Genomic DNA, 1,890 nt, shown 5'->3' on the forward strand with positions numbered 1-1,890 from the left:
GCAGACGGTACTCACCGTCACCAGTGACGAGCAAGGGACTCAAAAACAACTAGGGCGCAGGCCCTGGCCAGCCAGATAAACGCCGAGCAGAGCCAGATCCGCGCCGGCCAGCCGGGCAGTGGCGACAGCTTCAACCCCGTCTACGGCCAGAACCCCATCTATCTGAAGGCAGGTAGCGGCCTGGCGCGGGTCGAGATCCAGCTAGAACAGCAGCAACCTCCCCAGACAGACAGCATGGCGGTGAGCGGTCTGAGCGACAGCTACCCCCTCGATGGCGGCAAGCTCAAGCTCGACTTCACCCTGGCGGTGCAGGGAGATCTGGCCGTGACCGCCACCCTCTATGACCATGGCGGCGCAGCCAAAGGGCAGATCCAGGCCGACATCAAGGATGCCAGCCAGAGTCTGAGCCTTGCGCTGACCGACCTCAGCGCCGGTCACCACCAGCTGGTGCTCGCAGGCACTCCCAAAGGGGGCGGATCCATCTTGCAGCAGACCGTCGATCTCATGCTGCAAGATCCGGTCAGCGGCGATTACCAATATGTGTTCCCTGCCTCTCTCTCGGCCTACAAGAGCGGGATCAGGGTGCTGCAACCCAAAGATGGCAAGATCTACCAGTGCAAACCTTTCCCCGCCGAAGGCTGGTGCAGCCAGTGGAGCAGCAACGCCACTCACTATGAGCCAGGAGTTGGCAGCCATTGGCAGGATGCCTGGCAATTGGTGCAGTAAGGCCTGAGGCCGTGACCGACCAGACAACGGGGAGCCTTTGGCTCCCCGTTTTATCAGCTGCTCCCTGTCGACAGGGCGAAAGACTCAGATCTGGTAATCGATGAGCGGCTCACCGTGCAGCGCTCGGGCCTGAATGTCGGCCAGCGCCAGTTCGGGGTTGCAGAGCTGGATAAATTGCCAGGCGAAGTTGTGCTGGAACTGCCCCTGCTTGAGGCCAATCCAGGCAGTGTGAGGGGCGAACAACCGACTACCATCGAGCTGATGGAGCCCCAGGTCTCGCTGGGGATCGAACGCCATGTCCGCCAGGATGCCCACGCCCATCTCCAACTCCACGTAGGTCTTGATGACGTCCGAGTCCTGAGCGGTCAGCAGGATCTGGGGTGAAATACCCGCGGCGGCGAAGGCCTCATCAACCCTGATGCGACCCGTGAGCCCGGCCTGATAGGTGATGATGGGCCACTGGGCCAGGGCGGCCAGACTGAGCGGCTCCTCCCCGGCCAGGGGATGGCCCCTAGGCACCACTATGTTGTGGTGCCAGCGGTAGTAGGGAAAGGCCACCACGCCTTCGCTGCGGTCGAGCTGCTCACTGCTGATGCCGATATCCACCTCACCGGTTTGCAGCAGCCGAACTATCTCCTCTGGCCCCCCCTGGCGCAGCTCCAGTTGCACCTCGGGGAAACGCTCACGAAATGCCTTCACCACCCGTGGCAGCGCATAGCGCGCCTGGGTATGGGTCGTCGCCACCAGCAAGCGCCCCGACTCGCGGTTGGCGAAGGCGCTGGCCAGCTTGCGGATGTTGCTGGCGTCATTGAGGATGCGCTCGGCGAGCACCAATAGCTCCTTGCCCGGCTCCGTCATGCCAAGCAGCCGCTTGCCATAGCGCACGAACAGGGCGATGCCGAGCTCCTCTTCCAGCTCGCGGATATGGCGACTGACCCCGGACTGGGAGGTGAACAGCGCGTTCGCCACCTCGGTCAGGTTATAGTCGCGCCGGGCCGCCTCCCTGATGATCCTTAACTGCTGAAAATTCACCCTCGCCTCCTGCATGCCAAGGGTTGCCCCCATTTGATATAACCCCGCCATGCCGGTTGGCATGTCGGTTTCCATTTCTCTGTTCGCATCGCCCTGGGCTGCATCCGCTTTATATCTGGTCGTCAGGGTCGC

Annotated in this window: 1 protein-coding gene and 1 pseudogene; one reads left to right on the forward strand and one right to left on the reverse strand. The window is 62.5% G+C overall.

All coding sequences use genetic code 11. The features are described 5' to 3' along the window. Nucleotides 1-726 (forward strand): annotated as a pseudogene (locus tag G113_RS19960) (N-acetylglucosamine-binding protein GbpA); the annotation flags it as partial. An 84-nt stretch (nucleotides 727-810) separates the two neighbouring features. Here G113_RS19960 and cbl read toward each other — a convergent pair. Continuing rightward, nucleotides 811-1,758, reverse strand: a complete 948-nt coding sequence (gene cbl, locus G113_RS19965; protein WP_040319442.1) for an HTH-type transcriptional regulator Cbl — start codon at nucleotides 1,756-1,758, stop codon at nucleotides 811-813. Nucleotides 1,759-1,890: the final 132 nt, after the last annotated feature.

Origin of the sequence: Aeromonas molluscorum 848 (genome assembly GCF_000388115.1) — a bacterium.
In the GTDB taxonomy this organism is placed as follows: domain Bacteria; phylum Pseudomonadota; class Gammaproteobacteria; order Enterobacterales; family Aeromonadaceae; genus Aeromonas; species Aeromonas molluscorum.